General features: G+C 58.7%; 25 protein-coding genes and 1 tRNA gene. 9 read left to right on the top strand and 17 right to left on the bottom strand.

Features of this window, described 5'->3' with window-relative positions; genetic code table 11:
• Positions 1-27: 27 nt before the first annotated feature.
• The 9 genes from ACN0SD_RS01200 to ACN0SD_RS01160 form a co-directional block, all read right to left on the bottom strand.
• Positions 28-492, bottom strand: a complete 465-nt coding sequence (locus ACN0SD_RS01200; protein ID WP_417806750.1) for a PTS sugar transporter subunit IIA — start codon at positions 490-492, stop codon at positions 28-30.
• Between the two features lie 38 nt (positions 493-530).
• Positions 531-1,106: a ribosome hibernation-promoting factor, HPF/YfiA family gene (gene hpf, locus ACN0SD_RS01195; RefSeq protein WP_417806388.1), complete on the bottom strand. Its 576-nt coding sequence runs from the start codon at positions 1,104-1,106 to the stop codon at positions 531-533.
• Positions 1,107-1,372: 266 nt separating this feature from the next.
• The gene (gene lptB / locus ACN0SD_RS01190; RefSeq protein ID WP_417806387.1) at positions 1,373-2,149 is read right to left on the bottom strand and encodes an LPS export ABC transporter ATP-binding protein; all 777 of its coding nucleotides are present in this window, start codon (positions 2,147-2,149) and stop codon (positions 1,373-1,375) included.
• Complete coding sequence (gene lptA, locus ACN0SD_RS01185; protein WP_417806386.1) at positions 2,149-2,637, bottom strand: lipopolysaccharide transport periplasmic protein LptA; 489 nt, start codon at positions 2,635-2,637, stop codon at positions 2,149-2,151. The genes lptB and lptA overlap by 1 nt, the downstream gene beginning before the upstream one ends.
• A gap of 7 nt (positions 2,638-2,644) precedes the next feature.
• Positions 2,645-3,247, bottom strand: coding sequence for a hypothetical protein (locus ACN0SD_RS01180; protein WP_417806385.1), 603 nt, complete (start codon positions 3,245-3,247; stop codon positions 2,645-2,647).
• Positions 3,247-4,203: a KpsF/GutQ family sugar-phosphate isomerase gene (locus ACN0SD_RS01175; protein WP_417806384.1), complete on the bottom strand. Its 957-nt coding sequence runs from the start codon at positions 4,201-4,203 to the stop codon at positions 3,247-3,249. Before ACN0SD_RS01175 ends, ACN0SD_RS01180 begins: the two co-directional genes overlap by 1 nt.
• A complete protein-coding gene (locus ACN0SD_RS01170; protein WP_417806383.1) occupies positions 4,184-4,798 on the bottom strand; it encodes a ribonuclease D in 615 nt (204 codons plus the stop codon). Before ACN0SD_RS01170 ends, ACN0SD_RS01175 begins: the two co-directional genes overlap by 20 nt.
• Before the next feature lie 183 nt (positions 4,799-4,981).
• Positions 4,982-5,620: a ChrR family anti-sigma-E factor gene (locus ACN0SD_RS01165; protein WP_417806382.1), complete on the bottom strand. Its 639-nt coding sequence runs from the start codon at positions 5,618-5,620 to the stop codon at positions 4,982-4,984.
• Positions 5,617-6,204, bottom strand: coding sequence for a sigma-70 family RNA polymerase sigma factor (locus ACN0SD_RS01160; RefSeq protein WP_417806381.1), 588 nt, complete (start codon positions 6,202-6,204; stop codon positions 5,617-5,619). The genes ACN0SD_RS01165 and ACN0SD_RS01160 overlap by 4 nt, the downstream gene beginning before the upstream one ends.
• 189 nt (positions 6,205-6,393) lie before the next feature.
• Here ACN0SD_RS01160 and ACN0SD_RS01155 point away from each other — a divergent pair, with 189 nt between their 5' ends.
• From ACN0SD_RS01155 to ACN0SD_RS01140, 4 genes are read left to right on the top strand one after another with little or no spacing between them, the layout of a single operon-like run.
• Positions 6,394-7,704 carry an NAD(P)/FAD-dependent oxidoreductase gene (locus ACN0SD_RS01155; RefSeq protein ID WP_417806380.1) on the top strand — a complete coding sequence of 437 codons (1,311 nt, stop codon included), beginning with the start codon at positions 6,394-6,396 and terminating at the stop codon, positions 7,702-7,704.
• On the top strand, positions 7,701-8,453 hold the full coding sequence (locus ACN0SD_RS01150; RefSeq protein WP_417806379.1) for a DUF1365 domain-containing protein: 753 nt from the start codon (positions 7,701-7,703) through the stop codon (positions 8,451-8,453). Before ACN0SD_RS01155 ends, ACN0SD_RS01150 begins: the two co-directional genes overlap by 4 nt.
• A complete protein-coding gene (locus ACN0SD_RS01145; RefSeq protein ID WP_417806749.1) occupies positions 8,453-9,616 on the top strand; it encodes a class I SAM-dependent methyltransferase in 1,164 nt (387 codons plus the stop codon). The genes ACN0SD_RS01150 and ACN0SD_RS01145 overlap by 1 nt, the downstream gene beginning before the upstream one ends.
• 3 nt (positions 9,617-9,619) lie before the next feature.
• Positions 9,620-10,189, top strand: coding sequence for a DUF3833 domain-containing protein (locus ACN0SD_RS01140; protein WP_417806378.1), 570 nt, complete (start codon positions 9,620-9,622; stop codon positions 10,187-10,189).
• Here the strand turns inward: ACN0SD_RS01140 and mtgA are convergent, their stop codons facing one another.
• The 8 genes from mtgA to ACN0SD_RS01100 all read right to left on the bottom strand — a co-directional run bounded on the left by mtgA (position 10,190) and on the right by ACN0SD_RS01100 (position 21,515).
• Positions 10,190-10,933: a monofunctional biosynthetic peptidoglycan transglycosylase gene (gene mtgA, locus ACN0SD_RS01135; RefSeq protein WP_417806377.1), complete on the bottom strand. Its 744-nt coding sequence runs from the start codon at positions 10,931-10,933 to the stop codon at positions 10,190-10,192.
• A 31-nt stretch (positions 10,934-10,964) separates the two neighbouring features.
• Entirely contained in the window at positions 10,965-11,876 is a 912-nt protein-coding gene (locus ACN0SD_RS01130) for a Hint domain-containing protein (RefSeq protein WP_417806376.1), read from the bottom strand.
• Positions 11,877-11,993: 117 nt separating this feature from the next.
• Complete coding sequence (locus ACN0SD_RS01125; RefSeq protein WP_417806375.1) at positions 11,994-12,569, bottom strand: DUF1269 domain-containing protein; 576 nt, start codon at positions 12,567-12,569, stop codon at positions 11,994-11,996.
• A gap of 82 nt (positions 12,570-12,651) precedes the next feature.
• Positions 12,652-17,187 carry a glutamate synthase large subunit gene (gene gltB, locus ACN0SD_RS01120; RefSeq protein WP_417806374.1) on the bottom strand — a complete coding sequence of 1,512 codons (4,536 nt, stop codon included), beginning with the start codon at positions 17,185-17,187 and terminating at the stop codon, positions 12,652-12,654.
• 90 nt (positions 17,188-17,277) lie between these two features.
• Entirely contained in the window at positions 17,278-17,988 is a 711-nt protein-coding gene (locus ACN0SD_RS01115) for a hypothetical protein (protein WP_417806373.1), read from the bottom strand.
• 39 nt (positions 17,989-18,027) lie between these two features.
• Positions 18,028-19,461: an NAD(P)-dependent oxidoreductase gene (locus ACN0SD_RS01110; protein WP_417806372.1), complete on the bottom strand. Its 1,434-nt coding sequence runs from the start codon at positions 19,459-19,461 to the stop codon at positions 18,028-18,030.
• Between the two features lie 216 nt (positions 19,462-19,677).
• The gene (locus tag ACN0SD_RS01105) at positions 19,678-20,478 is read right to left on the bottom strand and encodes an undecaprenyl-diphosphate phosphatase (protein WP_417806371.1); all 801 of its coding nucleotides are present in this window, start codon (positions 20,476-20,478) and stop codon (positions 19,678-19,680) included.
• Positions 20,479-20,525: 47 nt separating this feature from the next.
• Positions 20,526-21,515, bottom strand: coding sequence for a complex I NDUFA9 subunit family protein (locus ACN0SD_RS01100; protein WP_417806370.1), 990 nt, complete (start codon positions 21,513-21,515; stop codon positions 20,526-20,528).
• Between the two features lie 160 nt (positions 21,516-21,675).
• Here ACN0SD_RS01100 and ACN0SD_RS01095 point away from each other — a divergent pair.
• The 5 genes from ACN0SD_RS01095 to ACN0SD_RS01075 all read left to right on the top strand — a co-directional run bounded on the left by ACN0SD_RS01095 (position 21,676) and on the right by ACN0SD_RS01075 (position 26,160).
• A tRNA-Leu gene (locus tag ACN0SD_RS01095) sits at positions 21,676-21,760 on the top strand.
• 641 nt (positions 21,761-22,401) lie between these two features.
• Positions 22,402-23,730, top strand: coding sequence for an acetamidase/formamidase family protein (locus tag ACN0SD_RS01090; protein ID WP_417806369.1), 1,329 nt, complete (start codon positions 22,402-22,404; stop codon positions 23,728-23,730).
• 119 nt (positions 23,731-23,849) lie between these two features.
• Positions 23,850-24,833 carry a thiamine pyrophosphate-dependent dehydrogenase E1 component subunit alpha gene (locus ACN0SD_RS01085; RefSeq protein ID WP_417806368.1) on the top strand — a complete coding sequence of 328 codons (984 nt, stop codon included), beginning with the start codon at positions 23,850-23,852 and terminating at the stop codon, positions 24,831-24,833.
• A 43-nt stretch (positions 24,834-24,876) separates the two neighbouring features.
• Entirely contained in the window at positions 24,877-25,893 is a 1,017-nt protein-coding gene (locus ACN0SD_RS01080) for an alpha-ketoacid dehydrogenase subunit beta (RefSeq protein ID WP_417806367.1), read from the top strand.
• Between the two features lie 30 nt (positions 25,894-25,923).
• Positions 25,924-26,160: a biotin/lipoyl-containing protein gene (locus ACN0SD_RS01075; RefSeq protein ID WP_417806366.1), complete on the top strand. Its 237-nt coding sequence runs from the start codon at positions 25,924-25,926 to the stop codon at positions 26,158-26,160.
• The last annotated feature ends 2 nt before the right edge of the window (positions 26,161-26,162 follow it).

Here is a 26,162-nt window from a genome sequence, read left to right as displayed (position 1 = left end):
CGCTTTTCTTTTGCTAGCCAACAAGCGTCAGGCGGCTCGACGGCCCTGCGCCTCGGTCAGGACAGCATGCAGCGCTGAAGGATCGGAATTGGCGCGCAGCTTTTCGCAAGTTTCAGCATCGCGCATCGTGCGCGATACCAAAGCCAGCGCCTTGAGATGTTCCACACCCGAATCCTTGGGCGCAAACAACGCAAAGACCAAATCCACCGGCAGCCGATCTACCGCGTCGAAATCGAGCGGTTTTTCGAGCCGTAGAAACACGCCTACTACCTCATCCAGAGCGTTAAGACGGGCATGCGGAAGCGCCACCCCGTGACCGACACCGGTCGGCCCAAGGCTTTCACGTTCCTGCAACGCATCCACCGTCTGCGCGGCGTCCAGCCCATAGCTCGTCGCCGCGATATCGCCAAGATCCTGAAAAAGGCGCTTCTTGCTCGTCACAGTGGACAGCACCTTAACAGCTCCAGGTTTGAGCAACCTCGATAGATCCATATAACCCGTCTTTTCCGCGCTGCCCTTTCGGGAAGCGCTCATTTGCTGTTGCGCGGGTCAATCCAGCCAACATTGCCGTCGTCGCGACGATGCACGACATTGACCCCGCCATGTTTCTCATTCCGGAAGACAAGCAACGGCGCATCGGAAAGTTCCATCTGCATCACCGCCTCACCAACCGACAGAGTGGGCACCTTGGTCTCCATCTCTGCCACGATCACCGGCGCGACATTGGCCGCCTCGCCTGACTCGTCCTCCTGCTCTGCGGCGAGCACATACATCCCCGCAGACTCAAATTCAACCGGTTCCACCCGATCGCGATGGTGATCCTTGAGGCGGCGCTTATGGCGGCGCAACTGTTTGCCCATTTTCTCACGGCAGCTATCGAAGGCTGCGTAAATCTCGGTCGCATGACCTTTGGCCGATGCGGTCAGCCCAGTGGAGAGATGAACCGAGGCCTCGCAGATGAATTCATGTGCGTTCTTTGAGAAGGTGATCGCCGCATCCGTGGGTCGCTGCATATATTTGTCGATCGTTTCACCCAGTTCGGATTTGACATGGGATTGCAGCGCCTCGCCAATATCGATTTGCTTGCCAGTGATCTGGTACCGCATGGAGTTTCTCCTTCACGCATTGGGCCACGCCGCCTGACCGTGACACGGACAGGTTGCGAGCCGGTTAATTTCCCTAAGGAAGATGCGGATCATAGCACCACCGGCTTTGCGATTTGGCCAAAGGCTGACGTTAACCGAGTTGGGCTCGGCGGACGTGCGCTGGAGGTGGGGGCGACAATCACGCATGTAAGTATATTTGGGGACGGAACGGTCGGGGTGTCAACGGTTGACCTGCGTTGAAACTGACCAGTTTGCTCACACGGCTATCAAAGAATGCGGAAATTCTGGCCAAGATAGACCCGACGCACATTTTCGTCCTGCACGACTTCCTCGGTCGTGCCCGACATCAGCACCTTGCCATCATGCAAAATATAGGCGCGCTCGACAATTTCGAGCGTTTCGCGCACGTTATGATCGGTGATCAGCACGCCGATGCCACGATCTTTTAGTTGCGACACTAGCGCGCGAATCTCTGAGACCGCAATCGGATCGACGCCCGCGAAGGGTTCATCCAGCAGCAGATATTTCGGATCGGCCGCCAGACAGCGCGCGATTTCACAGCGTCGCCGCTCCCCCCCCGACAGCGCCATCGCGGGCGCTTGACGCAGATGCCCGATTGAGAAATCGCCAAGCAGCTCCTCAAGTCGTTCGCGCCTTCCGTGGGGGTCGGGGACCGCAATTTCCAGCACCGCCATAATATTCTGTTCCACCGTGAGGCCGCGAAAAATCGAGGCTTCTTGAGGCAGATAGCCAATACCCAGCCGGGCGCGGCGATACATCGGCAGGCCCGTCACATCGCGCCCGTCGAGCATGACCTGCCCGGCATCAGGGCGGATCAATCCCGCGATGTTGTAGAAACACGTCGTCTTACCCGAGCCGTTCGGCCCCAGCAGCGCCACCACCTCGCCGCGCGAAACGTCCAGCGACACATCGCGAATCACAGGACGACGGCGATAGCTTTTGCGCAAGCCGCGCACATGCAAGCCGTCAGTGTCTTGCATCACCGAGGTCGGCCCGCCGCGATTCTCAGTCTGAACGTTCATTATTTCGTTCCGGGCTTGAGGATCGTGCGCACGCGACCGTCCATCTGCCCTGTCCCGGTGCTTAGATCAACATTCAGTCGATTGCCAGACATCACGTTGTCGCCTTGGGTCAGCAGCACGTTCCCGCTAAGCACTACGGTTCCGGCGGGCACGTCATAGACGGCTTGCTGGGCCTCTGCGGCCTCGGTCTCAGATACCAGCGTGACGTCCCCCGTTGCCACAAGCTGCGAGATTTTCGTGCGGTCGTCTTTGGCATATTGCACCTCGACCTGCGCCGCCTTGAGCCGCATCGTGCCTTGACCCACCAGCACATTGCCGCTGAACACGGCCTTACCGCTTTGTTGGTTGACGTTGAGTTGATCGGCCGTGACCTCAACCGGGGCTTTGGTATCGGCGCGCATGCCGCCAAACGTGACCTGTTGGGCCTGCGCGATCACGGGGATCAGCAGGATCGCACTCAAGCTCAGAACACTCGCAAGGCTTCGCATCACACCCTCATTGCTTTGGCTGATATATCAGCTTCACACCCTTGTTGAAAACCAGATCGTCATCGCCACTCGTTTTGGCGGCCGTCATCGTCATCGAACCCGCCTCAAGCCTGCCAAACGGCGCGTCCCCTTGGATCGGACCGGGAGAGACGATCTTGCTGCGATCCGTCTGCATTTCGATCAAATCCGACGTCATATGATAGCCCTGCGAGGTCTGCATCGCGACCGACCCTTGCAAAATGATTTGACCCGCAGCTGTGTCAAAGCGACCCTGCTTCGCGCTTAGATCGGTGACCAGCCCATCTTTGGCGGTCAGCTTGGCAATCAACTGCTCCGCCGATGCGCCGCCGCCGTTGTCAGGTTCGGGACGTGCCTGCTCGGCCGTTACCGTCAGCGTCCCGCCATCCTGCGTTATGCTGGAAAATTCGGGTCGGGTCAGCGCCGATTCACGCGCCAGCTTTTCGACATCGACTTGCGCATAGGGAATGGCCGCGCTTGGGTCGATCCGGTTGGAAAACAAAAACAACGTCGATAACAGCACAAGCGCGCTCAGCGGCAGGGCAATTTTCGCCCAGCTCACCAGTTGCGAATGGCTGTTGTCATAGTCCATTAAACGATCCCGGCGCGCAGGCAATCGTGAATCTGGATAAAGCCCACGGGGCGCGCGTTTTCGACGACGAAAAGACTAGTGATCTTGCGTTCGTTCATCTGCGCCACGGCGGCTTCGGCCAGTTGATCGGGGGTGATTGTGCGCGGCGCGGCGGTCATCACCTCGGCGACGGTGTGTTCGAGCAGCCCGTTCATATGGCGGCGCAAATCGCCATCGGTGACGATGCCGGTCAGGTGGCCCCGCGCATCCATCGCGCCGATCACGCCAAAGCCCTTTTGGCTCATCACCAGCAAGGCTTCGGACATCGGTGTCGGTTCGGGCACCAGCGGCAGATCAGTATGCATCAGATCCGAGACCTTGGCCAGACGCGCCCCCAGCTTGCCACCGGGGTGGAAGGTGCGGAAATGCTCGGCGGTGAAGTGGCGGTGCTCCATCAGCGCCACGGCCAGCGCATCGCCCAGCGCCAGCGTCATCGTCGTCGAGGTCGTGGGCACTACACCCGTTCCGCAGGCTTCCTCGGCTTGCGGCAGCACCAGCGCCAGATCGGCCTGTTTCAGCAGCGTCGACTCTGGCCGGCTTGCCACGCCAATCATCGGGATCGAAAACCGCCGCGTGTGCGCGATCAGATCGGCCAGTTCGGGCGTTTCGCCGGAATTGGACAACACCAGCGCCAAATCGGTCTGCGTGATCATGCCCAGATCGCCATGGCTTGCCTCAGCAGGATGGACGAAATGCGCGGGCGTCCCGGTCGAGGCCAAGGTCGCAGCAATCTTGCGCCCGATATGGCCCGACTTCCCCATACCCGAGACGATCACCCGGCCCTTGGTGGCCAAGATCATCTCGACCGCGCGGGAAAACTCGCCATTCAGACTGTCGGCCAACGCACTCATGCCCGCAATTTCAATCGCGATCACGCGGCGCGCCGTTGCGCTGTAATCAGTGGTGGAAGATGTCATTGGGCTCTCCCCATCCTAGTAAATCAAGCTGCGCACGCGCGGGCAGAAAATCGAAACAAGACTGCGCCAAAGCACGGCGGTCTTCGCGGATAAGGCGGCGCTCCAGCTCATCGCGCAACTTATGAAGATACAGCACATCGCTTGCTGCGTAGTCTTTTTGCGCGGCGCTCAACTTGGCCGCCCCCCAATCCGAGCTTTGTTGCTGCTTAGAAATATCAACTCCCACGATTTCTTGCAGTAGCACTTTTAGACCATGACGATCCGTGAACGTGCGCACCATTTTCGAGGCGATCTTGGTGCAAAACACCGGCTGCGTTACAACGCCAAACGCATTGTATAGCGCGGCCAGATCAAAGCGCGCGAAATGAAACAGCTTTTCCGTGTGGGGATCGGCCAGCATCGCACACAGGCGCGGTGCCTCGGTCTGCCCCTTGGCGATCTTGATCAGATGGGCATTGCCATCACCCGAGGATAGCTGCACCAGACACAACCGGTCACGGCGCGGATCAAGACCCATCGTTTCGGTATCAATAGCCACGACCGGCCCCAGATTAAGCCCGTCCGGCAAGTCGTTCTCATGCAGATGGATCGCCACGGCGTGTCCTTTTTGGTCGTCCTGACAGGCATATAAGCGCTTTGTGTCCCCCTTGCCAACGCGCGAGATGATCTGCGTAGGCGCACCCTTTGTCTGAGCGGGAAAACGAGGGAGAAAATGCAAAGACCCGCCATAACTGTCACGCACGGCAGGCCTTGAAAACTGCAGGTTTGCGCAGCCGCGCTAGATGCGGAAGATCGGCTGCAACAGTCGCGGCAGCATTCCCTTGAATTTCAGCGGCGCGTCGGTCGCAGCAAGACAAATACAGGCCTCTCCCATGCCCGCAGTCGGGGTGTGATCCAGATCGTCCTCGGCCACCTCGACATCGCCGACGCCAAATTCGCCCGTCTCGTCATGGAACGAGCCTTGCAACACCAAGGTCAACTCCAAGCCGCCATGCGTGTGATCGGGCACGGCCATTCCCGGCGGGATATACAGCAACCGCGCCGAACCCTGTTTGTCCTCGCTCAAGATGGCTTGGCGAATGCCGCCACCCAAAGACCGCCAACGCGGCTGATCTGCACCCATCTCGGCAATCAAAGCACCGGGGTAAATGCCAGTTTGCTTAGGCGCAGGGGCTTCGGGGGCGACGTCTTCATCAAGCCCGGCAAACACCCGCGCGCGCAGATCGTCAGACGTGTCCACGGCCTCAAGCCCCTCCAGAACGACGCCACCCGCTGCCTCCTCGGCTTCAAGCCGCGCGCGGCATTCGTCGCATTGGGTGACATGCGCCGCCACAACCAGCGAAAACGCATGACCAAGGCTTCCGGCGGCATAAGACCGGATCAACCACTCTGGCAGATGATGCGTAATCTCTTTCATTCGTTCCTCAGATCTTTCAATTCGTGCCGTAACTTCTCCAAAGCCAGCCGAATTCGCGACTTAATCGTTCCCAAGGCAAGGCCCGTGGCCTCTCGTATTTCTGCCTGCGTCAACTCGCCGACATAGGCGCGCTCGATAATCTCCCGCTGCGATTCTGGCAGCATCGCTAGGGCTTCGTGCAGTTGCACGGCTTCTTGCGCTAGGCTGACGGTCGCATCCGCATCACGGGCCTCGCGGCTTTCGGCCTCGGCAATCATCTCATCGGGCACAGGGCGCGGACGGCGGCGAATCACATCAATCTGGCGATTGCGCGCGATCCGGTAGATCCATGCCGAGGCCCGCGCGCGTCCCTCGTCATACAGATCCGCCTTGCGCCAAATCGTCAGCATCACGTCCTGCACCACGTCTTCTGCCGCAGCACCCGACATGCCAGATCGAATCAACATACCTTTGAGGCGCGGGGTGAAGTGGTCGTAAAGCCGCCCGAAAGCCGCCTTGTCGCGATGATCGCGCACGGCCACCAACCAGACGGTCTGTTCGCAACCTTGATTAGGCTGATCCGTTGGTGCGCCATTACCGTTCATCTGAGTTCCAGAATTGCCCAACCGCAGACCTCGCGGCAGTGGCGTTTTTGTTTCGAGTGCTCTGGTCATGGTGCTCAACATAACCAGATTACGCGTCGTCTTATCACCCGGATCACCCGGCAGTGAAAAAACTTCTGATCCAAACCTTAGCACCCAGCGTTATCGGTTCAAGTGATTGGGAGTAATGTTATGTCCTTCGACGCACCGCATCCGAGCGCGCAACGCATTGCCATCATCGGGTCGGGCATTTCCGGGCTGGCCGCGGCTTGGCAGCTTGCACCGCATAACCGCGTCACGATCTATGAGGCGGAAAGCCGATTGGGCGGTCATTCCCGCACGATCCTCGCCGGACGCCAAGGCGATCAACCTGTTGATACGGGCTTTATCGTGTTCAACTACGCCAACTACCCGCATCTGACGCGGATGTTTGCCGAGCTTGACGTGCCAGTCGAAAGGTCGGACATGAGCTTTGGCGTCAGCATTGATCAGGGTCGGATCGAGTATGCGCTGCGCGACCTACGCGGACTGGTGGCGCAAAAGCGCAACTTCGCGCGACCCGGTTTCTACCGGATGGTCGCCGATATCGCGAAATTCAATGCGCGCGCCGTAGAGATGGCGCAAAACGATGACATGACCATCGACGCGTTGATGGACGCACTCCAAATGGGCGATTGGTTTCGCCGCTACTATCTTCTGCCGATCTGCGGGGCGATTTGGTCGACTCCAGCGGCAGAGATCGGCGCGTTTCCGGCCCGCAGCTTGATGCGGTTCTTTGAAAACCACGCGCTGCTGTCCGCTACCGGACAGCATCAATGGTGGACCGTCTCGGGCGGTTCGATCGAATACGTCAAACGGTTGGAAGCTGCTCTGCGTCTGCGCGGCGTTGAATTCCGCGTTGGCACGCCGGTTACTTCAGTGCGGCGCGGCGCTCGAAACGTCACTATTTCGGCCAAAAATGCACTTCCCGACACGTTTGATCAGGTGATCATCGCGACCCATTCCGATCAAGCGCTGCGCCTGCTGGCCCAGCCAACTTCGCGGGAAACGGCCGCGCTTGGGGCGATCCGCTACCAGCCCAACGATGTTTATCTGCACCGAGACGACAAGCAGATGCCGCACCGGCGCGCCTGTTGGTCAAGCTGGACCTATCAGGCCTCGCAAAGCCAGAACGAGACCCGTTTGGGGGTGACCTATTGGATGAACAAGCTGCAAAACATCCCGCAAAACGACCCGCTTTTTGTCACGCTCAACCCCAAGGCCGAGATCGCGCAAGAGTCGATCTACGATCATGAGGAGTTCTGGCATCCGGTTTTTGATCGTGCCGCTTTGCAGGCGCAGGGCGATATCGCGGCGATTCAGGGTCTAAATCGTACGTGGTATGCCGGCGCGTGGTTGCGGCATGGCTTTCACGAAGACGGGTTTGCCTCGGCAATACGGGTGGCGCGTGCGATCAACCAAAACGCCCAAATCCAACCCATTCTTGATCTGGTGTCCGCATGAACGCCGAGTTTTGCCCCGGAACCACTGGTCACGCGCGGCGCGGCGCGATTACCCACGGGTTCCGATACCATGTCGACTATGTGCTGATTGACCCTGAATCCAAGGGGCCTTGGCCGCGCTTGTTTTCGCGCAAGGGTCGAAATCTGGCCGTGCTGCGGGATCGCGATTACGGTGGCGTGTGTGGGCAGGGCGATGGCGCGAAATGGGCGCGATGTAAGCTCGTCGAGGCTGGAGCGCCGCTCCCCCATTCGCTGCGCCTGCTCACCCAACCGCGCATCTTAGGTGGGGGGTTTAATCCGGTGAATTTCTGGCTGTCTTTTGACGCGGAAAGCAATCTGCGCGCTGTGATTGCCGAGGTAAACAACACTTTTGGCGATCGACATTCCTACTTATGCGCAACCACAAATTTCGACCCTATTACGGCGCAAACAGTAACTCAAAGTCGGAAAATCTTTCACGTCTCGCCGTTTCAGGATATCGCAGGCGACTATCAGTTCCGCTTTGCGATTACAGACACGAAAATCGCCATCCGTATCGCGCATGAAAACGGCGAGGAAGGGGTAACTGCGACGCTCGTCACAACGCGCCGTCCGTTACGCTCGCGCGATTTGATCACCGTGGCCTTGCGCCGTCCGCTCACCCCGATCCGCACGATTTTGCTGATCTATTGGCAAGCGCTTCGACTGAAACTCAAAGGGGCCGCTTACCGTCCGCACCCCGCCCCACCGCACGAGGAGATCTCGCGATGATGCCCTTTTTCACCAACCGGATTCGCAAAGAGTTTCTGGATACCTGCGAGAAGATCGAGCACGGGACGCTCAGCTTGCATCTGCCCGATGGCGAGATCCGTCATTTCGGTCGCGGCGCACCGCATGCTGAAATGGTCATTCGCGACTGGCAAGCGGTCGTGATGATGGCTGCGCGCGGTGATGTCGGTCTGGGCGAGGCCTATGTTGCCGGAATGTGGGACACGCCCTCGATTGAGGGATTACTAACGATTGCACTGAAAAACCTATCCATCGCAGACAGTTACGCCTATGCGGGGTTCTGGTCGAACCTGCGTTTCAAAATCGTTGACCGGTTGATGCGCGCGAATTCTCTGCGCGGCTCATCGCGCAACATCCGCGCGCATTACGACGTTGGAAATGAGTTTTACCAGATCTGGCTTGATGAGGGGATGAGTTATTCTTCCGCCCTGTTTGCACCGGGCGATCAAGATTTGCACAGGGCGCAAAACCGCAAGTTAGACCGTATTCTCGACTCGCTGGGCGATGGCGAACGTGTGCTGGAAATCGGCTGCGGCTGGGGCCATTTTGCCGAGCGCGCCGCCGAGCAGGGGCGCGATGTCACCGGAATCACGATCTCGCCCAGCCAAAAGGGCTATGCCGATGCGCGCCTTGATGGCCGTGCGGATATCCGGCTGCAAGATTATCGCCGCACGCCCGGAAAATTTGACCATATCGTGTCGATCGAGATGATCGAAGCGGTCGGTGAGCGCTATTGGCCGACCTATTTCGCAACCCTTAAAGACCGCCTCTCCGAAGGCGGATCTGCGGTGATTCAGGCCATAACAGTGTCTGATTCTTACTTTCCGACCTATCGCGAGACCTCTGACTTTATCCGCCAATACACCTTCCCCGGCGGCATGTTGCTGTCAGATGAGGTGATCCGCGATCAGGCGGCGCGGGCAGGTCTTATGGTGAAAGAAAGCTTCGGCTTTGGTCAGGATTACGCCGAAACCTGCCGCCAATGGGCGACCCGTTTGAAAGAGCGCGCCGGACGGGCCGCGCAGATGGGCTATGGTCCCGATTTTCTGCGCGGCTGGCTTTACTATCTCGAGGCCTGCGCGGCGGCCTTTACCGTCAATCATACCGATGTGGTTCAGGTTCAACTTGTGCATGCGAGGGCGTGAGTGATGATCAAGATTCTCTTGGCAATAGCCGTTCTGATTTTCGCCGCTCTCATCATCCGGCAGGTGTTTTTCGGCTACCCGGCGCAGCGCCTATCCGATTATGCCAGCGAGAGCCCAAGTTTCGACATTCGTGAGGCATTTGAGGGGCCGGTTGAGGCGCATGGCATGATTTACGGACCGACCGGACGGGTCACGTCGCGATTTCGCGCGATGATGGTCGGCACGTTCACCAATGAAGGCGGCGTGATTAACGAGAAGTTTCATTACGCCTCGGGGCGCACGCAAAACCGGGCGTGGAATATCCGCTTTGCCGATGATGGCACGATCAGCTCGACCGCTGATGATATCGAAGGCGTGGCCACGATGGCCCAACGCGGCAATGCGCTTGAGATGCATTACAAGTTGCGGTTGCCCGAGGATGCGGGCGGGCATGTTCTGGATGTGACCGATTGGATCTACCAGATGCCCGATGGCACATTGCTGAACCGTTCGCAGATGCGTAAATTCGGGATCAAAGTGGCCGAGCTGTTCGCAGTGATGCGCCGCATGCCCGACGGTCGACCCGCCGAGTGATCATTCGAAACACGCAGCGCGGCCATCATTCTTGATCGTCGCCGCGCCGTCCATAATGGCGCGCGCCCGACGCTGCACAAAGGCCGAAGGCTTGGCGGCCGAACGCCCCTTGGGGTCGGGCAGAACGGCGGCGATCAAAGCCGCCTGGCGCGCGGTCAGCTTGTCTGGCGAGGTGCGGAAGTAACGAAACGCTGCGGCATCGACACCGAAAGCGCCCTCGTCGAATTCCGCGACATTGAGATAAACCTCTAGGATGCGCCGCTTAGACCAGACGGCCTCGACAACCGGGGTCAGCGCGGCCTCCATCGCCTTGCGAATCCAGCTACGCCCTTGCCAGAGGAAGACGTTTTTCACGACCTGCTGGCTGATCGTCGAGGCCCCACGATTAGCCCCGTCATCAATAGCCGAGCGGATCGCGTGCATGTCAAAACCCCAGTGATTGCAGAAATTTGCATCCTCTGCGGCGACAACCGAGCGCGCCATGACGGGGGCGATATCATCCATCGCGACCCATTGCTGATCAACCGCGCCAAGGCGGTGGCGTTCAGACCACATGTAGTAATCGGTCGGCGGATTGATGAAGGCAAAAACAACGATCAGCGCCAAATAGATCGCGATTACGACCAAGGCCGCACGGCCCATCCATTTCAGGATTAGCCGGAATGGCGCGGTCATTCCCGCGATCAGACCCGAAGTTGCACTGCCCCGGCGGGTCTTCTTTTTCGATTTTCTCGTTTTCGCCATGGGCGTATAAGTCACGCTCGCACGGGGGCGGTCAAGCCGCCAAAAGCGAAACCTCCGCGCCGCGCGCGACCTGTCGCGCGGTTACCATGGTCTCGATTGCATCGCTGTGATGTGCGGCCCAAGCGTCACGTATTTCGCCGTAAATTGCACGATCTTCATCAAGAATCATCTCACCGGGGAACAGACTTTCGCACGGGGCACCCTCGGCACTCAGAACGTGATGAGCGTCGAGCAACACGTGGATATAGCGCAATCTCGGCACCGGTGTGACGCGGATGGTCTGGCCGTTCACGAGATGTTTGGCGGCCACCAAGACCTCGGACGTGCCGCATGCCAGCTCCGCACGCCAACCCTCGATCAATATTCGATGCTGTTGCGAAACCAGCAGCGGGCGGCGATTGCCAATTACGCCAGTCTCAAAGCGCACGGGGGCGAATTTGCCCGTTCCCTCCACAAAACGCCCGCCAGTCCACAAGATCGGTTGCGCCCCGTTATCGCGTGTCAAAACCAAGTCGCCTTGCCTCAGCCATTCAACCGGAGTTGGCCCGCTTGGGGTATCAATCAAGCTACCTGCTGCGAAACATTCGGGACCGAGATCGCCCACTGGGGCCTGTGTGCTGGTCGTGACATAGGTCGAACTGACAAAGGTTGCGTTGTGCAGGATCGAGCCATCGCTTGGCGTAAACACACGATCACCGTTTCTTAGGTAGAAAGTGTCGCCAGTGATCGTGAATTCACGGCCGTTTTCATTTTGAACGGTAATCGTATCGCCGCGCCAGACATAGTCTACACGAGAGCCGTCAATACGGTCCGCACCGCTGTACGAAATCCAATCATCGTTGTTGCGATCAGTGATCTCCAGTGTTTGAGGGGTCAGAGATGTGCCCGCGTCCGGAGGATTGCCCGGATCAATATAATAGAACTGGTCGTAATACGTTGCCATGAAAGGAGCCTGCTATTTATTGCTCTTATTGTTTCCAAAAAGGCGCCAAAATTACGGCAGAAGTATGGCAAGCTGGCCACCGCCTTATCTCTTCGTAGTACGATTGGCCTTATTTTCCTAACGCACCGAGCCCCCGACGATGTCACCAGACTTGCCAGCGGCACCCGCAGTCAGCTCTTCACCAGCAAGAGTCGTTGCACCCCCGGCAGCAAGAGTCTTCGCAAGACGGTCGCGGAAATCGGGATGTAGATCAGATCGCTTGATCATAGCGTCGGTGTGACCTAGCGTTTGAAGCTGGGCCATCAGCGGTTCGGCACCCGCTTTGGGGATCAACATGAACACCGCCGCGCCGCCTTGGGGCAGGTTGGTGCCCGCTTCGCGCATGAAATCGTCATTTATTCCAAGATCGGTGGCATGCCCGGCCACTGCCCCGGTTCCAGCCCCAATCGCAGCGCCTATGACCGGCGACATGAACACTAGTCCCAGCAGAGCACCCCACACAGCACCACCAACTGCACCCATCGCCGTGGTGTTTCTCATCTGATGCAAGCGCACGGCACCGTCGTCTTCGCGCGTCACGACAACGATATCCTCGGCACGAAACAGACCCTGTTTCTGAAAGTTTTGCAATGTATCGCGTAATTCAAACGCCGCCTCTTCGTTGTCACGGGCAATCACAAGCAACTCGGACATCAGGCAACCTCCAGAAAGATACAAAACGGGCGAGACCTGTAGCCCCGCCCGTTTAAAACGTCTGGTTTGCGTAAGGGTTCCCTTACTCGGCTGGCATCGCCTGCGGCTCATCGGAAAGCGGGTGCGTCAGGTTGAGCAGCATCTCTTTCGGGCACACCTGCAGGAAGTTGGCCTTTTCGCTGGCCCAATGCTGCATAATATCCGCGGCTTTTCGCGAACCGGTCTCGGCAACGTGGCGTTCGATCAAACCCTTAAGCTGGGCTTCCCAGTGGGGATGACCCAAGCCGCAGGTGACGAGGCTTTCAAGGTTCATCAGATCCTCGGCCGCGCCATCGGGATCATAGAGATAGGCCATACCGCCCGTCATCCCCGCGCCAAAATTCGGCCCGATAGAGCCCAAGATCACCGCGATCCCGCCAGTCATGTATTCACAGCCGTTCGACCCGCAGCCCTCGATCACCACCTTGGCCCCCGAGTTGCGCACGCCAAAGCGCTCGCCCGCGCGCCCTGCGGCAAACAGATACCCGTCGGTCGCACCGTAAAGGACCGTATTGCCAATGATCGTATTCTCAGCCGCCACTAGCGGGCTGGTCATCGGCGGACGCACCACAATCGTGCCCCCCGACAGGCCCTTGCCAACGTAGTCATTGGCATCACCCGAGACCTCGATCTTGAGACCCGGTGCCGCAAATGCCCCCAAAGACTGCCCACACGATCCGGTCAGCTTGACCGTCAGATGGTCGGGCTGCAACGCGTTGCGCATCCCGAAATTCTTGACGATATGGCTTGAGGCGCGCGTGCCGATGGTGCGCAGCGTGTTGCGCACGGCATAGGACAGCTGCATCTTCTCGCCCTCTTCAAAGAAGCGCGCACCATCGCGGATGATCTCGGCGTCCAGCGTATCAGGCACCCAGTTGCGCGGCTTGGAGCGGTCGTAAACGATCTTGTCCCAGCCATCGACCGTGATCAGCAGCGGGTTGAGATCAAGATCATCCAGATGCGCCGAGCCACGGCTGACCTGCGTCAGCAGATCGGCGCGCCCGATCACCTCATCCAAGGACCGCGCGCCAATTGAGGCTAGCAGTTCTCGCACTTCCTGCGCGTAGAAGGTGATCAAGTTCACCACCTTATCCGCCGTTCCGGTAAACTTGGCGCGCAGTTCAGGGTCTTGCGTACACACGCCCACCGGGCAGGTGTTCGACTGACACTGACGCACCATGATACAGCCCATCGCGATCAACGCGGCGGTGCCGATGCCGTATTCCTCGGCCCCCATCATCGCCGCCATCACGATGTCACGCCCCGTGCGCAAGCCGCCATCGGTGCGCAAGGTCACGCGCTCGCGCAGGTTGTTCATCGCAAGAACCTGATGCGCCTCGGTCAGGCCCATCTCCCACGGAAGACCGGCATATTTGATCGAGGTCGCGGGCGAGGCACCCGTGCCGCCATTGTGCCCCGAAATCAGGATAACGTCGGCCTTGGCCTTGGCCACGCCAGCCGCAATCGTGCCGACACCAGACGAGGCCACCAGCTTCACCGTCACCTTACAGCGCGGGTTGATTTGCTTGAGATCGTAGATCAGCTGCGCGAGGTCTTCGATCGAGTAGATGTCGTGATGCGGCGGCGGCGAAATCAGCGTCACGCCCTTGGTCGAGTGCCGCAGCCGCGCGATCAGGTCTGTGACCTTCATGCCCGGAAGCTGGCCACCCTCGCCGGGCTTCGCCCCCTGCGCGACTTTGATTTCCAGCTCTTCGCAGTGGTTCAGGTATTCGGCGGTCACGCCGAAACGCCCTGACGCCACCTGTTTGATCTTGGCGCTTGGATTGTCGCCATTGGGTTCAGGCACGAAATGCGCCGGATCTTCGCCACCTTCACCGGAGTCGGATTTCGCACCGATCCGGTTCATCGCGACGTTGAGCAGTTTGTGCGCCTCGGGCGAGAGCGCCCCCAGCGACATCCCCGGCGTCACGAACCGCTTGCGGATTGAGGTGATGCTTTCCACCTCTTCAATCGGCACCGGTTTGCCCAGCGATTTGATATCGAGCATATCGCGGATATGGATCGGCGGATTGGCCCGCATCATCGCGGAATACTGCTTCCACAGATCATAACTGGCGCGGTTGCACGCCGTTTGCAGCATATGCATCGTCTGCGCGCCCCAAGCGTGGGTCTCCCCCGTGCGGCGTGCTTTATACAGCCCGCCGATTGGCAGCACGTCTTGCCCGCCCTTCCAGCCTTTGGCGTGGACTTGTTCCAGCTTGTGCTGAATGCCGTGCAGACCGATGCCGGAAATGCGCGAGTGCATGCCGGGGAAATATTCCGCGACCATCGCACGGCTCAGACCCACAGCCTCAAAGTTGAGACCACCGCGATACGAGGACAGCACCGAAATGCCCATCTTCGACATGATCTTGAGGAGGCCCGAATTAATCGCATCGCGATAACGCCGCATCGCATCGACAAGGCTTCCCTCGATCAAGCCGCGCGCGATCCGGTCTGCAATCGTATCCTCGGCCAGATAGGCGTTCACCGTGGTCGCCCCCGACCCGATCAGCACCGCGAAATAATGCGGGTCGATACATTCGGCGGCGCGCACGTTGATCGAACAGAAGGTACGCAGGCCCTTCTTGGTCAGCCAGCTATGCACGGCCGAAGTCGCCAAAATCATCGGCATCGCGACTTTGTCGGGGTCTTGGCCCTCATCGGTCAGCACCAGATGCAGCGCACCCGAGCGCACGGCATCTTCGGCCTCGTTGCGGATCCGCGTCAGCCCATCATGCAGCGTTTCCTGATTGCCGCCCGACGCGAAGGTGCAGTCGATCACTGTGACCTGTTCGCCAAACTGATCCAGCATTGCGTCGAATTCGGAATTGGCAAGGAACGGGCTGTCGAGCAGCCAAATCTCAGTTTGCGAGCTGTCCTCGTCCAACACGTTCTTGAGGTTGCCAAAGCGCGTTTTCAGACTCATCACCCGGCTTTCGCGCAAGCTATCAATCGGAGGATTGGTGACCTGGCTAAAGTTCTGGCGGAAGAAATGGCTCAGCGGCCGGTATTGCTTGGACAGCACCGCCGGGGGCGTGTCGTCGCCCATCGAGGCAATCGCCTCTTTGCCGTCCTCAGCCATCGGCGCAAGGATCTGCTCTATTTCTTCAACCGAATAGCCCGCCGCTATCTGGCGTTTGCGCAACTCGGCACCCTCGAATTTCGGGGCTTCAGGCACTTCACGCAACTGTTCGTTCAGATCCGTGACTTTGCTGACCCATTCCGAGAAAGGCTGCGAATGGGCCAGTTTATCCTTCAACTCGGAATCGTGATAAAGTTTGCCATTGGTCATATCGACCGCGATCATCTGGCCCGGACCAAGCGCACCTTTTTCAACGACCATCGACTCGTCAATCGGCACCATCCCGGCCTCAGAGCCTGCGATCAGCACGCCATCACCGGTGATGACATAGCGCAACGGGCGCAAACCGTTGCGATCCAGCCCGCCACAAACCCAACGACCGTCGGTCATCGCCAAAGCGGCGGGGCCATCCCACGGCTCGATCACGGCATTGGAATAGGCATACATATCTTGCAGCGCTTGCGGCATGGTTTCATCATTTGACCACGGCTCGGGGACCAGCATGGTTTTCACCATCGGTGCCGAGCGACCAGAGCGCACCATCAACTCAAACACTGCATCAAGTGCGCCGGAATCGGACGCGCCCGCCGGGATGATCGGCTTGATATCTTCGGCGCTTTCGCCGAACGCGGTGGAAGCCATGCGAATTTCATGGCTCTTCATCCAGTTAACGTTCCCCCGAAGCGTGTTGATCTCACCGTTGTGGGCGAGCATGCGGAAGGGCTGGGCCAGCCACCACTGCGGGAAAGTGTTGGTGGAATAGCGCTGGTGATAGATCGCAAAGGCGCTTTCGAACCGCTCGTCTTTCAAATCGGGATAGAATTCCGCGACCTGCTCGGCCAGCATCATGCCCTTGTAAATGATCGAGCGGCAGCTCAGCGAGCACATGTATAGACCGGCGATCTGCGCCGCGACGGCGGCTTTCTCGATCCGGCGGCGGATGATGTAAAGCTCGCGCTCAAACTGCTCGTCGTCGATGTTCTTTTCGTTGCGGATCAGGATCTGTTCGATCTCGGGGCGGGTCGAGTTCGCCTTTTCCCCCAGCACCGCCGTGTTCACCGGGACGTGGCGCCAGCCGTAAATATAGTGGCCCATCCGCAGAACTTCGGATTCTACGATCGTGCGGCAGCGTTCTTGCGCGCCAAAATCGGTGCGCGGCAAAAAGACCTGACCGACAGCGACCATCTTTTCCATATCGGGCTCATGCCCGGTGCGCCGGATCTGGTCGTAAAAGAACGGGGCGGGGATTTGCACGTGAATACCAGCGCCGTCACCGGTCTTGCCATCAGCATCCACAGCGCCGCGGTGCCAGATCGCTTTCAGCGCGTCGATGCCGTTTTCGACGACCCTGCGCGAGGGCTTACCATCGATTGCAACCACCAGACCAACGCCGCAAGAGGCCTTTTCGTCGCCTTCTTTCCACAGCGAATTTTCATGCATCCACTGGCGTTTGGCTTCTTGGGCTGCAACCCAGGATTCATCATATTTCGTCATGTCCGGCCTCCTTCGGAGAAAGCGTTAAACCTGTGGCTTCTAGATCGGCGCGCCAATGTTCGGCGGCACTCGGCAAAGTTGGGGCGGCGCTCATCCGCGCTCGTCCGCAGGGGCAAGCCCCGTCATCATCATGTCGCAGTCATATTCAGGCGTTGCGGTGGAAAAGCCCGGATCGCCGGGAAAATCAAACCGCGCGGGGCTGTCGTCAAAAGACTGCTTCTCACCCGAGGCGTTTTCGTAACTTTCCGGCCCGCTTAGGAAAATTCGATATTTCCGGCTAATATATTGCAGACCGCTTCTGGTGGATAGCTTTTGACCCTGCGCATCATATTCGCTCAGATTAAAGCTGCATTTTTCCAGCGGCACGCCATCAATCGTAACGCTTTCGCCCGTCAGCGTATCAACCCCCACATAGCGCAGGGTTTGCGCGAAATTGTTATGCGTGATGAAGTCATAATCATCGCGCCCCGAGGCCAACAAAGCGTTGAACGACGCGTTGTCTTTGGACGCGGCCTGATCGATCAAAGCGATCTCTCCGGTTTCCAGCGAATACGCCTCGATCCAGCGGGTTTCGCTATCGATGTGACTTAGGAAATAGGTGCCCTCGCCATCGGCATATGACACCCATTGATCGCCCGCATCATCCGCCGCACAGGTGTAGAAATTAGCAACCTGACAGTTGTGAAGCTGCGCAGTCATGTAAACCTCGCAGCCTTTAGGCGGGGTGAAATTGGCCGCATGCGCAGGCAGGACGGCCAGTAGCCCCCCACAGATTGCCCACAAAATTGCGCCTGCGTTCATTGTTATGTCAGCCCTTTTTGAAACGTCGTCGCGGCGCGATCACTCGGCCGCCACCGCCGCTACATTTTCGAGATAGCGCAGGATTTCATCCCCCGCTTCGCGCCCGTCGCGGATCGCCCAAACCACCAGGCTTGCGCCGCGCACGATATCGCCCACCGCATAAACGCCGGGGATCGAGGTGGCATGCGTGCCAAACTCGGCCTTAACCGTTCCCCAACGCGTTGTTTCCAACTCTTGCGCGTCCCATTGCTCGGGCAGGTTCTCGGGCTCAAATCCAAGCGCCTTGATCACCAGTTCAGCAGGCTCATCATAGATGCCACCCTCGATTTTCTCGGGGCTTTGACGACCCGAGGCATCGGGCGCGCCCAACCGCATCTGCTGCACCGAGACCGAAGCCACCGGATTGCCCGCGAAGCCCGCAGGCGCTGCGAGCCAGACGAACTCGACGCCCTCTTCCTCAGCGTTTTGCACTTCGCGCTGACTGCCGGGCATATTGGCGCGGTCGCGACGATAGAGACATTTCACCGATGTCGCGCCCTGACGGATCGCCGTGCGCACGCAGTCCATCGCGGTGTCGCCACCGCCGATGACAACCACGCGCTTGCCTTCGGCGTTCAGCGTGCCGTTATCGAACTCGGGCACCTCGTCGCCAAAGCTTTTCTTGTTCGACACCGTCAGGAAGTCGATCGCACGCACGATCCCGTCAGCATCCGCGCCTGGATCAGTCAGTTCGCGCGTCTTGTAAACACCCGCAGCGACCAGAACCGCGTCATGCTTGCCCCGGATCGCATCAAAAGAGATATCCGTGCCGACATTGCAGTTCATCACGAACTCGACGCCACCATCCTCAAGCTGCTGCACGCGCTGCATGACGATATCTTTTTCCAGCTTGAAGCCAGGGATGCCGTAGGTCAGCAAGCCGCCCGCGCGGTCATAGCGGTCATAAACCGTTACCTGCACACCGGCACGACGCAGCACATCTGCCGCCGACAACCCACCGGGACCAGCGCCGATGATGGCGACAGATTCAGCGCGGTCTTGCATCGGTTTGATCGGCTTGACCCAGCCCATATCAAAGGCGGTGTCGGTGATGTATTTTTCTACCGCGCCGATGGTGACAGTGCCGTGGCCGGATTGTTCGATCACGCAGTTGCCTTCGCACAGGCGGTCCTGTGGGCAAATACGGCCGCAGATTTCCGGGAAGGTGTTCGTGGCTTGGCTTAGCTCGTAAGCCTCTTGCAACCGGCCCTCGGCGGTCAGGCGCAGCCAGTCTGGGATGTTGTTGTGCAAGGGGCAATGCGATTGGCAATAGGGCACGCCGCATTGGCTGCACCGGCTGGCTTGCTCGGCTGCTTTTTCCGCCGCGAATTCGCGATAGATTTCGTCAAAATCATGCGAGCGCACATCGGCGTCACGCTTCTGAGGCATCTCTTTCGCCGTTTTCACGAACTTGAGCATCGGCTGCTTGGCCATGTCGGCGTCTCCCTAGGAATACTGTGGGTAAGACTTGCTACACTGCTTCGCGCATCAATAAAAGTAAGTGACGCTGACCTAAATACGAAATAATTCGAGTTGCGGAGGTCTGGTGCTGAAAATATCGCTGGCTTTAGGTCAGCAACATTTACCCAAATGCCGGATCGATGAAGAAATCAACGCACGGCCTCCGCTACAAAGGCCGATTCGCCACCCTCAGCCCAATAGCCCCGTCGCAGATAATCCTAAAAGAAGCCCGCCGAAAAGGATGCGGTAGATCGCGAACGCAGTAAAGCGGTGGGTCTGGATGAACCCCAACAGCCATTTCACCGCAATAAAGGCCGTCACCGTCGAAACAACAAAGGCGATACCCATCGACGTCCAGTTTTCAGCATGCGCGCCGCCGCCGCTGGTGAATTGTTTCAGCAATTCATAGCCGCTCGCCGCATACATCGTGGGAATGCCAACCAGAAATGCAAACTCGGTCGCCGCCCCGCGGTTCGAGGTGCCCAGCAGCATTGCCGCGAAAATCGTCGCCGCAGAGCGGGAGGTGCCGGGAAATATCCCCGCCACGATCTGCGCCAGACCAACGGCAATCGCCACGCGCCAAAGAATAGCGCTGCGGTCCTGCTGATTTTCGGCAAACCGCTCGGCGGCAATCATCCAGAAGCCGCCAATCACCAACGCCCAGGCAATCGGCTGGATCGTCGTCGGCAACTCGAACCCCAGTTTCTTCACGATCAAGCCCAGCACGGCGGTGATCAGAAACGCCACCGTCAGCTTCGCCAGATAGTCGCGGTTGTCGGGGTCACTCCAGTTGGTCAGCAGCTCAACGATCCGGCGCCAATAGATCAGAGTCACGGCCAAAATTGCGCCCGCCTGAATTACAATATTATAGGTATCCGAGCGCGCGCCGAGCCAATGTTCGGCCAGCAACAAATGCCCGGTGCTGGAAATCGGAAGGAATTCGGTGATGCCTTCGATTACGCCAAGCAGGACGTCGTTGAAATAGGTCAATCTGAGCAGCCTTTGTTAAAGGGTCGGGATGCGCAAACAGCGCCTAATCACAAAGACTTATGCAGGTTTTTCGCCGATGCCTTGATCGCATCATACTGGCCGTCGGGACGGAAGCGCCACAGGTAGTCGGGTAGGATCGCGCCCATCGCGGTAGGCGTGATGCCCAGATCGGCGAATCCCTTGGCACCCTCGGCCACGACATTATCGGCGCGCAGGTTTTTTACCTGATCGCGCGTCAGGATGCGGTTGACGATCAACCCGCCCGTGACCGTTTGCACCAGATCAAATACGCCTCCCATAAGGCCCGCCAGCCAGAACGGTAGCGAGGCAACAAGGCGGCGGCGATTGATCACGCCAAGCATTTTCTTGACCAGATCACGGAAGGTTTCGACATCGGGACCGCCCAGCTCATAGATGCCGGACGCGACATCGCCGCTTGTCGCCATCGCCGCGACCTTGGCGACGTCATCGACATAAACCGGCTGGAATTTCGTGTCGCCTCCGGCGATCGGCACAACAGGCGTAAACCGCGCCATCGCGGCAAACTTGTTAAAGAACCCGTCTTCATTGCCAAAGATGATCGACGGACGCAGAATCACCGCATTCGGATAGGCCTCAAGGACGGCAGCTTCGCCAGCGGCCTTGCTGCGGGCATAGGCGCTTTCGCTCTCGGCATCCGCGCCGATCGCGGAAATCTGCACCAGTTTCGCAACACCCTGCTCAGCCGCGATGCGTGCAACGTTCGCAGCCCCCGCCGCCTGAACCGAATCAAACTTGTTCTTGCCCTCGTTCACAAGGATGCCGACGCAATTGACCACCGCATCGGCCCCGATCATCGCGGCACGCACGCTGCTTTCGTCGCGAATGTTGCACAAAACGGGCTCAACCTGCCCCACAGCGCCGTAAGTCTTGACGAAAAGCGCCTCATTCGGGCGGCGCACGGCGACCCGGATACGCCAACCCTCTTTTGCGAGCCTGCGCGCAATATACCGCCCGACAAACCCCGAACCGCCGTAGATCGTGACCAGCTTGGACATGCGCATAGGCCTTTCCTTGCAAAGAATTGGCTTCCTGATTACCGCCTCGCCCTCACAGGAACAAGGCCAAAGGCGACGAACATGCCGGTCGTACAAGAATTCGTGCTGCGCCCCGTTGACAGCACCTGCGCCGCTCTGTAAATCGCGCTCCACGACACCTGCCCAGGTGGCGGAATTGGTAGACGCGCACGGTTCAGGTCCGTGTGCCGCAAGGCGTGGAGGTTCGAGTCCTCTCCTGGGCACCAAAATTAGTCACAAAAACCCAGAGAAACTTGGTTTCTCCGGGTTTTTTGTTTTTGGGCGGGCCGCAAAACGGAGCTGCGGCGAACACGTCAAGGTTTCCGGTCTCGAGCGTCTAGCAACAGTAGTCCTCAGGCGTGGTGGTTGGCCCATTTAAATTGAGCTTCGCAAAGCACGTTCGCGATTGTGACAATCTTTCTAGTTACGGCTGTAATAACGACTTTGTCGGGGTTCCCTGCGGCGCGAAAACGGTCAGTGACAATTCTTGGCTCCTCCGGGTCAGCTTTGAATGACTTTCAAAAACGACATGGGCCATTCGACTGTGCGCCTATCCCAAGGGGCAGTAGCAATTGAACGAGGTCTTTATGCAGTCCTCAGCACGGATGTCGGACATCGTGATAGCGACCAGATACACATTTTCCCCCTAACCGATCTAGGCATGCGCGGCCAGTCAAACCAATTGACTCGCGGTTATCTCAGAACGAGGATGAAGCTGACTGGTAGCGCCGTTCTAGGCAACGAGTCGCCTTTCGAGGTCGCAGTCTTTCGACACTCATGCTTGCTGCGAACGCTGTTGCCAATTGATTCCGCTCAACCAGGCGCTGGTCGCGACCTGACCGGCACCTATCCCAGATAGGAGACACCCGTGGCAAAAGATCAAACTGAAAACGGCCCCCGCACAGCGCAGCGCAGTCTTGTCGTACAGGAATTTACAAACGGCATTCTGGACCCATCGCAGCCAATGCTTGGACCAGTTGAAGACGGCGGCACGATCATCGCCAATACCGCACCGGGATGCTGGGGACCAATGATCACTCCGCGTCTTCGCGGCGGACACGAAGTCACAAGACCTGTCTACGTGAATGGCGCAGAGCCAGGCGATGCGCTGGCGATCCGGATTCGCGACATCACCGTGACCGCGATCGCCACTGCCTCGGGTCACGATTCCTCACCCGAAGGGTTCTGTCTTGGCGATCCCTATGTGGCGGCTCGCTGCCCGCATTGCGACACGCTCTGGCCTGAAACCCATGTCGAAGGTATCGGACCAGACGCAGTGCGCTGCGACAAGTGCGGCAATCCCGTCAAGCCGTTTGAGGTGGTTCACGGATACACCGTTGTTTTCGACGAGACCCGCAGTGTTGGGGTAACCATGCCCAAGAAGGCGGCCGAAAAGATTGCGCATAACGCCGAACATTATGCAGCGCTGCCCGATCATTCGGTTCAGCACCCCATCCTCGTCTATGCGCCCTCTGACATGCCCGCAGTGATGGTCCGGATGCGACCGTTTCTTGGGCAACTTGGCACGACCCCGTCGATGCCATTGCCAGACTCGCACAATGCGGGTGATTTTGGCTCGGCCTTGATTGGCGCCCCGCACCAATACGCGGTGACGGCTGAGCAGTTGGATGAGCATCGCACAGATGGTCACATGGATATCGATGCAGTTCGCGAAGGCGCAATTCTACTGACTCCGGTCAAGGTGCCGGGGGCGGGCGTTTATATCGGTGACATGCATGCCGGACAGGGCGATGGTGAGATCGCGGGGCACACGATGGATGTGGCTGGCAGCGTCACATTGCAGGTCGAGGTGATCAAGGGCCGCACCCTTGCCGGTCCGGTGCTGTTTCCCCGGCTTGACGATCTGCCGCCCATGGCCCGACCCTTCAGCGCCGATGAAAAGGCGAAAGCCATCGCACTGGCGCGGGAATGGGACATCGACCAGTTGGAGGAAACGGCTCCGATCTCGGTTATCGGCACTGGCCCGACACTAAATCAGGCGATCGAGAACGGTCTAGGTCGAGCTGCCGACCTGCTTGGCATGACGGTGCCCGAGGTGCGAAACCGCGCCACCATCAACGGGGCTATCGAAATCGGTCGTGCGCCGGGCGTCATTCAGGTGACGTTCCTCGCGCCGCTGTCTGCATTGGACGCTGCCGGCATCGGGAAATTCGCGCGCGAGCAATACGCGTTGTAACTGGAAAGAAGTGACGCGGCGGCAGCCTGCATTGACCTATATCAAAGCGGACTGCCGGATGCCGGTTAGCGTTAACGGGTTCGTGCGCTTGCACGAAAGCTACTGATCGGAGGACTCACATGAAACCGACGAAAGAGCAATCACTATGGATGTATGAAACCATGGTGGTCAGCCGCCGCTTCGAAGAAGCGATCGAGAAGGTTTATCTCGAAGGCAAGACCCCTGCGTTCAACATGGCCAACGGTCCGATACCGGGCGAGATGCACCTGTCGAACGGGCAAGAACCGGTAGCCGTCGGCGTTTGTGCGCATCTGGAAGCTGGTGACTCTGTAACAGCAACCCACCGCCCGCACCATCAGGCGATTGCCAAGGGGGTGGATCTTAAAAGGATGGCCGCCGAGATATTTGGCAAATCCACCGGATTGTCTGGTGGGCGGGGTGGCCACATGCACCTGTTCGATCCGGCGGTGAATTTCGCCTGTTCGGGCATCATCGCTGAAAGCTGTGGTCCAGCGTGCGGCGCTGCGCTGTCACGCAAGCTGCAGAAAAAGCCGGGGATTGCGGTCGCCTTTCTGGGCGAGGGTGCGGCCAACCAAGGCGCATTTCACGAGGCTCTCAATCTCGCTGGGGTCTGGAAGCTTCCAGTAGTCTTCGTGATCGAGGATAATTCCTGGGGCATTTCGGTTCCCAAATCCGAGGCGACAGCCGTGGCACGCAATGATGTGCGCGCGGCGGGCTACGGTATGCCCGGTCATTACATCCCCGGCAACGATCCCTATTCGATCTTTGACATCGCAGGTCAGGCAATCGCGCGCGCCCGCGACGGCAAGGGTCCGACGCTGATCGAAATCGAAACCTATCGGTTGGCAGGGCATTTCATGGGAGATGCGGAGCAGTATCGCCCAAAAGGGGAGAAGGAAGCGCTGTTTGCCAAGGATCCGATCCCCAAAATGCGCGAACGCCTAATCGCTGAGGGCCATGCCAACGAGAGCCTGGACAAGCTTGAAGAGCGCGCCGAGGCCCGCGTGGCCGAAGCGATCACCTTTGCCCGCAACAGCGAGTATGCGCCGGAAACCGATGCGTTGACCGCCGTTTTTGTCTGATTTTCCGACCTCCACAAATCTGTGGCATGAAAGGATTTGACCCATGCTTGACCAGCCAACAAACGAACGCCGTCTGACCATCGCGCGCGCGATGGCCGAGGCGATGCAGCAAGAGATGCAACGTGACCCAACTGTCTTTGTGATGGGCGAGGATATCGGCAGCTTCGGCGGCATCTTCGGCAATACCCGCGGCCTGTTCGAGGAATTCGGCAAGGAGCGCGTGCGCGACACCCCGATTTCCGAAACCGGCTTTATCAGCGCCGCCGTGGGCGCGGCGATGGACGGGATGCGGCCTGTCGTCGAACTGATGTTCGTCGACTTCTTCGGCGTCTGTTTTGACGCGATCTACAATCAGATGGCCAAAAATACCTATTTCTCGGGCGGGAATGCCTCCGTTCCGATGGTGCTGATGACCTCGACCGGTGGCGGCTATTCGGATGCGGGGCAGCATTCGCAATGTCTCTACGGCACCTTTGCGCATCTGCCGGGAATGAAGGTCATATCGCCCTCGAATGCCTATGACGCCAAAGGGCTGATGACCGCTGCGATCCGCGACGACAACCCCGTGATCTATATGTTTCACAAGGGGTTGCAGGGGATGGGTTGGTTGAGCACCGAACCCGGCGCTACCGTCAACACACCCGAAAGCGATTATATTGTCGAGATCGGCAAGGCGAAGGTCGTGCGCGAGGGCACCGATGTGACGCTGGTCGGCCTTGCAATGGGGGTCCATAACGCGCTGAAGGCCGCTGACAGGCTGGCAGAGGAAGGTGTGAGCGCCGAGGTGATTGACCTCGTGTCGCTGGTTCCGCTTGATCGTGAGACGGTGATCAATTCGGTCGCTAAGACCGGGCGTCTTATTGTGATCGACGAAGATTACCACAGCTATGGCGTATCAGGCGAGATCATAGCCACCGTGACCGAGCATGACATCTCAAAGCTCAAGGCGTCCCCGGCACGCGTTACATATCCGGATGTGCCGATCCCCTATGCCAGACATATGGAGCAGCTCTGCCTGCCCAATCCCGACAAGATCATCGCCGCGTATCGCAAGATGTAATTCGTGGTCATCACATAAAGGAGTGGCCGCATGGCGACCGAGGTGAAGGTGCCACAGGATTTGTGGCAGGACGACAGTATGGAAGCCGTTATTACAAACTGGCTGGCAAGCGACGGAGCGACCGTGCGAAAGGGGGCGTTGATCGCTGAGATCATGGTCGAGAAATCGCAGTTTGAAGTGACTGCGCCCGCCGATGGCGTCCTGACGATCACGAAACAGGCCAATGACATTGTGCGCAAGGGAGACGTGATCGGGACGATCGCGTGACC

The sequence above is a fragment of the Thioclava sp. genome (assembly GCF_048263065.1).
Lineage (GTDB): Bacteria > Pseudomonadota > Alphaproteobacteria > Rhodobacterales > Rhodobacteraceae > Thioclava.
The sequence above is the reverse complement of the archived record's forward strand: the minus strand, read 5'-3'. Positions and strand labels throughout refer to the sequence as shown.